At 73.3% G+C, this 6,119-nt stretch carries 6 protein-coding genes; 5 read left to right on the top strand and 1 reads right to left on the bottom strand.

From position 1 onward, the window contains the following. The first annotated feature begins 277 nt into the window (after positions 1-277). From ABZ885_RS33665 to ABZ885_RS33645, 5 genes are all read left to right on the top strand, one after another. Positions 278-694: a hypothetical protein gene (locus ABZ885_RS33665; RefSeq protein WP_360197254.1), complete on the top strand. Its 417-nt coding sequence runs from the start codon at positions 278-280 to the stop codon at positions 692-694. Positions 695-1,071: 377 nt separating this feature from the next. Then, complete coding sequence (locus ABZ885_RS33660; RefSeq protein WP_360197251.1) at positions 1,072-1,419, top strand: DoxX family protein; 348 nt, start codon at positions 1,072-1,074, stop codon at positions 1,417-1,419. A 253-nt stretch (positions 1,420-1,672) separates the two neighbouring features. Further along, positions 1,673-3,004, top strand: coding sequence for a serine hydrolase domain-containing protein (locus ABZ885_RS33655; RefSeq protein ID WP_360197248.1), 1,332 nt, complete (start codon positions 1,673-1,675; stop codon positions 3,002-3,004). A gap of 185 nt (positions 3,005-3,189) precedes the next feature. Then, positions 3,190-3,621, top strand: a complete 432-nt coding sequence (locus tag ABZ885_RS33650) for a hypothetical protein (protein WP_360197246.1) — start codon at positions 3,190-3,192, stop codon at positions 3,619-3,621. Between the two features lie 18 nt (positions 3,622-3,639). Next, entirely contained in the window at positions 3,640-4,257 is a 618-nt protein-coding gene (locus ABZ885_RS33645) for a TetR family transcriptional regulator (protein WP_360197243.1), read from the top strand. Between the two features lie 45 nt (positions 4,258-4,302). On the opposite strand, the gene ABZ885_RS33640 is transcribed toward ABZ885_RS33645, so the two are convergent. Then, positions 4,303-5,802: an IPT/TIG domain-containing protein gene (locus tag ABZ885_RS33640; protein ID WP_360197240.1), complete on the bottom strand. Its 1,500-nt coding sequence runs from the start codon at positions 5,800-5,802 to the stop codon at positions 4,303-4,305. Positions 5,803-6,119 lie beyond the last annotated feature (317 nt).

Genomic DNA, 6,119 nt, shown 5'->3' with positions numbered 1-6,119 from the left:
GGGCCCGGCCGGGTCCGTCCGTGCCGGGGGCCTGCGCGGTCGTCGGAACCGTGCAGCTCCACGAGGCCGACCAGTCGACTGTCCGCGCACCACGTCGTCGGGCACGGGCTCGCCCGGTCGAGGTGCCGGCGGCCATCCCCGACAGGTGGCCGCGGGCCCGTGCCGAAGGTAAAAGATGGGCAAAGTCGCGGGATGGTTTGCCGGAATGCCCCTCTTCTCCTGTGAACGCGCGGCCGCACCGGCCGGGCGTCGTCCGCACCGAACACAGGATGGTCCCGTGAACGATCTGTCCGTACCGCCCCTGCGTGCCCTGCCGGACGGGAACGCCGAACTCCGCGTCGTCCTCACCCTCAGCTGGAACGACGTCGCCTCCCTCGGGCGGGAGGCCGGCCGGTTGGCCACCCGCCTACAGCGCGCGGTCAGCCTCGACGAGGCCGCCAGCCACGTACTGAGCACCCGGCCGGAATCCGCCGCGCCCGTACGGGCCCTGGGCGGTCCGGCCGTGGAGCAGACGGCTGCTGCCGTCACCCCTCAGGTGGAACAGGCGCGGCAGAGCACCGAGTTGATGGCGCGGCCGGCCGTCTCCCCGACCCCGGCGAAGGCGGCGGCACCCGCGGCGACCGCCCGGCCCGACGCGACTCCCACCCCGGGCCGGCCCGCTTCGGCGGCCCCGGCCCCGGCCCCGGCCGCCTGACCGCACCCGTGCGGCGGCCCGAGCGCATGTCCCGGCCCGGAGCCGCCGCACAGGTGCGGCAGACCATGAGTGGCGGACTTGCCCACGGACCAGCGGGCCGGCCCGGGCACCGCGAGTCCTGGCCCTTCCAGGCTTGCGCGGGCGCACCGGCGCCGCGGGTACCAACGTGCGGCAAGTCGGCGGCGTCGCGGGATTGTGGCGGCATTCGCCGCCGTCGCTGCACGGGAGTGCCACCGCATCGGGTACCCGGCGAAGATTTTCCGGTCGGGCTGTCACATCCGGTAGGGGCGGCGGGTCAGTGGAGTGTCCGAGCAAGTGCAACGAAGCGGCGGGGACCCTTCCGCCCGCTTCCCTCCACGCGAAACCGGGGTACCACCGTGTCTGTCGCCCATGCCGTCCTCGCCGTCGTCAGCGCCCTGTGGGTCGGCTTCTCCGGGGTTTCCCTGGCCCGTCGCGCGGAGTTCGTCACCCAGCCGCTCGTCCAGTACGGGGTGCCCCGTTCGTGGTGGGGCCGGCTCGCGCTGGCCAAGCTGGCCGGTGCGGTGGGCTTGTTGGCCGGTCTGGCGGTACCGGCTGTCGGCGTCGCGGCTGCGGTCGGCTTGATCCTGTACTTCCTCGGGGCCGTGGTCACCAACGTGCGAGCCCGCTCGTACACGACCGTGCCCTTCCCGCTGCTGTACCTCGTTCCCGTGGCGGTCACCCTCGGTCTGGGCTTGGCCGCCTGACCAGGCCCCGTGCCGCCGCCGGAACGCACCGTCGGCGCAGGGCGGACAGGCCCAACGCCAGGCCGGACAGTGTCGAAGAGGTCAACTCAAGCCTCCTGAAAATGATTTGACGTGACGTCATATCCGTCGTCCGGCCGGGCCGCCTGGTCCTCGGGGCTCAGGACCGATGACCTCCGGAGGGCGACGCGCCAGGGGTGCGGCAGCTGCGATCGTGGTGCCGACGGCCCGGGGCCGGGTCGGAGGGGCGGGCATCATGACCATCGTTCAGGCTCGGACACCGCGCCGGCGCGGCCGGCTGGCGACGCGGCTCGTCGCCGTCGCCCTGGCCGGCGCCACCGTCGTCACGCTCGCCCCGACGGCGGCCGTGGCGGCGGGAGGGGCGGGCGCGCCGGCGTCCGGAAGCGGGGCCGTGGAGGAACGCCGGCCACGCGTCGACGGGCAGCAGGAGCTGTGGGACCTCGTGGAGCGCGGCGGGGCGACGGCCGCGCTCGCGGAGATCCGGTTCGCCGGGCGCCCGCCATGGCGGGGTGCCGCCGGGACCGCGGACCTGGCCACCGGGCAGCCGGCCAGGCCGGACGGCCGGTTCCGGATCGGCAGCGTGACCAAGACCTTCGTGTCCACGGTCGTCCTCCAGCTGGTGGGGGAGGGCCGGCTCGGGTTGGACGACCCGGTGGCGCGGTACCTGCCGGGGGTCGTTCCGAACGGTGCCGCGATCACCGTCCGGCAGCTGCTGAACCACACCAGCGGTCTGTTCAACCACACGGAGGACGAGCGGTTCACGGTCAGGAGCGAGGCCGACCTGCAGGACTTCGCGTACGGGAGGTGGCGGTACCGGGACTACCGGCCGCAGCAGCTGGCCGCGGTCTCCGCCGAGCACGCGCCCTACTTCGCCCCCGGGCAGGGCTGGCACTACTCCAACACCAACTACGTCCTCGCCGGGATGATCGTCCGGAAGGTCACCGGGCGCGCCTGGCAGGACGAGGTCGAGCGCCGGATCGTCCGGCCCCTGCACCTGGACGACACGGCGTTCCCGGGCTCCGAGACCGGCCTCGGCGGACCGCACGCGCACGCGTACCTCGGCATGCCGGCGGGGCCGGCCGACATCACCCGGCTCAACCCGACCGTCGTGGACGCGGCCGGCAACGGCATCTCCACCACCTCCGACCTCGACCGCTTCCACGCCGCGCTGTTCGGCGGGAAGCTGCTGCGGTCCGCTGAAACGGCCGCGCTGACGGATACGGTGCCGACCACGATCGAGGGCGCTCGGTACGGGCTCGGCGTGGTCCGGATCGACCTGGGACCGGACTGCGAGGCGGCCTGGGGCCACGACGGCGGCCTCGCCGGCTGGAGCACCCTGCTGCTCGGCAGCCGGGACGGGCGGCGGCAGTTCGCCCTGTCGCGCAACCCGTACGTGGGCAAGGACGACTCGGCGAGCGGGGAGGCGATCGGCTCGCTCATGGCCAAGACGCTGTGCGGCCCGGGTGCGGACGCGGGCGCCGGAGCGGCCTCATTGCCGGTCCCGACTCCGAGGGCGCTGCCCCGCATCGGCCCGGACCTTCTCATCGTCGGCCCGGCCACCGGCTGACCCCGCCGAGCGCCGGGGCGGCACGCGACACGCCTGCCGCCGCCCGGCTGCAGGTCCGTCGGGCGCGGGGGAGCGCCCCCGGACGGTCGCGGGATGGCTCAGCGATCTTCTCGTTGGACTATGCGTACTACGTAAGCTTACGCTGTACTCAAACGCGAACGTCCACGACCGCAGGGGGATGCTCCATGCACACGATCGCCGTCACCATGCCGCTGCTCTGGCTGGCCTGGCTGGTACTCACCGAGTGGGTGCCGCTGTTCCCGCTCAACGACCTCAGGGGCGACAACCGCCGGGAGAGACTCGGCGACGCGGCCGTCAACTACCCGGTCCCGCTGCTCATCGCCGGCGGCGTGGCCTTCGACCACCAGGCCTCCCGGATCGCGGCCCTGGTGCTGTGCCTGCTGGTCCTGGTCGGACACGTGGCCAGCTGGTGGCTGCCCTATGCCGGGATCAGCTCGGCGGCGCAGCGCGAGTCCTACGCCCGGGACTACGCCCGCACGCTGAAGGTGCTGCCCACCGAGGGGCGCGCGGTGGTGCCCGACGTCCAGCACATGGTGGTGGGCCTCCTCACCCTGGCCATGACGGGCAGCACCCTGGCTGTGACCCTGAGCGGATGACTCTGTCACCCTGAGGGCATGAACCAGGCATCACGACCCGGCCGGGGAGGCCGCCCCGCGCAGATCAGCGCGGACCAGATCACCGCCGCGGCGATCGAGGTGCTCGACCGCGAGGGCCTGGAGGCGCTGACGATGCGGCGGATCGGCGCGCACCTCGGGGTGGCCGCGATGTCGCTCTACCGCCATGTCCCGAACCGTGACGCCATCCTGGCCAGGGTCGTGAACCACCTGTTCGCCACCGCGCTGGCCGGCCTGGACGCCGGGCCGACGTGGACCGGGGCACTGACCGCGTTCGCGGCCGCCTACCGGCGCATGCTGCTGGAGCACCCGAACGCGGTGCCCCTCCTGGCCACCCACCCGGTGGACCCCGACACCGCCGTCCCGGTCCTGGCCGTGCTGCTGGAGCGCTTCGACGCCGCCGGCGTCGGCCAGGAGGAGGCGCTGATCCGTATCCAGTCCGTCGGGGTCTACACCCTGGGCCACGCCCTGGCGCAGGTGGGAACGCGAGGGGCCGCCGAGGGCGCCGACGCCGGGGCGGCGCAGGACGGCGCCGACGCCGAGTACTACCAGCGGTGGTTCGACGCCGGCCTGCAGGCCCTGGTCACCGGCTTCGAACACCGCGGGGCGACCCGGTAGGGAACCGGTTCGCCCCGCGGCTGCCGCACCCCCGCCGACGGAGGGTCAGCCGGTGTGGGTGAACTCGTCGGCCGGGACGGCGGGGGACAGGTAGCCGTTCACCCGCACCCTGACGTCGACGGTCTTGGGCTGCTTGGGATCGGGAATCGGTACCGTCGTCCTGATCTGGGTCGGCGAGACGGGCGTGGCGGTCGCGGGGCGGTCGCCGAAGTACACGACGGGCGTGCCGCCCCCGCCGAAGCCCGCGCCGTTGATGGTGACGGCGGTGCCGAGCGTCCCGCTGTCCGGGACGATGCCGGTGACCACCACGGGTTCCGGGCCGCCGTAGGCGAACTGCCCGAAGGGGACGGCCGGGGAGGTGCCCAGGTTGTTGGTGACCCGGACGTCGACGACACCGAGCCCGTCGGGCACGATCGCGGTGATCTGGGTGTCGCTGACGACGTTGGGCGGCACGCACGGGACGGTGCCGAAGTCGACCATGCTCTGCGTGTCGAAGCCGCTGCCGGTGATCGTGATCTGCATGCCCGCAGCGCCGGCGCGGGGGCTGATGCCGTCCACGACCGGCGCGGGCGCGGGGACGGGGGAGTTCAGCAGTTTCAGGTAGGTCGGGTTGGCGTGCTGGAAGGCGACCTGGGCCAGGAAGTCCTGGGTCGAACTCTTGATCACCTTGGGGTTGTAGGCCTTGTAGTCCGGGTTCAGCAGGGGGACGGTGGTGGACGGCTGGACGTAGGTGTTGGGCCCGCTGAGGCCCTTGATCCCCGGGATGAGGACGTCCTTGACGGCCAGCGGCGCGGCCGGCCCGGGGGCGGGGTACCAGCCCGTGGCGGTGCCGAGGCTCGCCCAGGCCAGCGGCACGATGTCGTACTTGTTGGCGTAGCCCTGGTACACGGCCCACTTCACCGAGTTGAAGAGGTCGGCGAAGTCCTTCAGCCCGGCGGTGGGGGCGGCGAAGGTGCTCACCGCGAACTGCGGCGAGTCGTTCCAGGTCTGGGCCTGCAGGTACAGCGCGAGCATGGTCGCGATGCAGCCGCCGAGGCTGTGGCCCACCACGTAGACCGTCGCCCCCGGGGCCGGCCCGAGCAGGGCGGCGAGCGCCTGCACGAGGCCGGGGCCGGCCGCGGAGGACTGGTCGGTCATGGCGACGATCTGGGTGAACGCCGTCATGGCGCCCTTGGAGACGGAGACCGGCGCCGACCCGCCGACCGTGAACGGGACCACCGTGCCGACGTCGAGGTCCTCGAGCGTGTCGATCTCGTTGCCGACCGTCCCGCGGACGACCACGGCGAACTGGTTCGAGCCGGAGCCCTTCCCCTTCGCGATGTAGGCCATGTTGGCGTTGTCCGGGCTCAGCCCGAGCCAGGCGAGCTCCCAGTTGCCCTGCGTCGCCAGGGTGGTGTCGGACAGCTGCTGGACGATGCCGTCGAAGATGCGCTGCTTCTGCACCGCCAGGGTCTCCCCGGAGGGACGCGCGACCGCCCCGGTCGCCGCGATCGCGGCCAGGGTCATGGTCACGCCGGGCGGCAGCGCGCTCGGGTCTTCCGTCATGCTCACTCCTCGGGTCTCCGCCCGGTCGCCGGACGGCAGGATGGGTCGTATCCAATGTATTTTCCGGCGGGGGAACCTGAGGGCAGGTCAGCCACGGCGGGCCGCGAATCAGGTGATCGGGCTAAGACCTCTCCCACCGGCCGTGGGGCGACCGCGCGGACACGCCGCTCGCGCAGGCGGGAAGGGAGCGGACCACGGGAACGGACAGGTGCGGCCTCGGCGCGGGGGTCCCGGCGAGCCGGCCGGACCGGGTGCCACCGCCCGGTCTTCACCGCGCCGCCGCCGGTACCGGCCCCGACTCCGGCACCGGGGGCGGC

It is taken from the genome of Kitasatospora sp. NPDC047058, assembly GCF_040643935.1.
GTDB lineage: Bacteria > Actinomycetota > Actinomycetes > Streptomycetales > Streptomycetaceae > Kitasatospora.
Note: the sequence above shows the minus strand (reverse complement) of the source record. Positions and strands in the feature narration are given on the sequence as shown.

Coding starts and splice junctions, on each gene's coding strand:
- ABZ885_RS33655 (WP_360197248.1), top strand. CDS start 1,673: ATGACCATCGTTCAGGCTCGGACACCGCGCCGGCGCGGCCGGCTGGCG.
- ABZ885_RS33650 (WP_360197246.1), top strand. CDS start 3,190: ATGCACACGATCGCCGTCACCATGCCGCTGCTCTGGCTGGCCTGGCTG.
- ABZ885_RS33645 (WP_360197243.1), top strand. CDS start 3,640: ATGAACCAGGCATCACGACCCGGCCGGGGAGGCCGCCCCGCGCAGATC.
- ABZ885_RS33640 (WP_360197240.1), bottom strand. CDS start 5,802: ATGACGGAAGACCCGAGCGCGCTGCCGCCCGGCGTGACCATGACCCTG.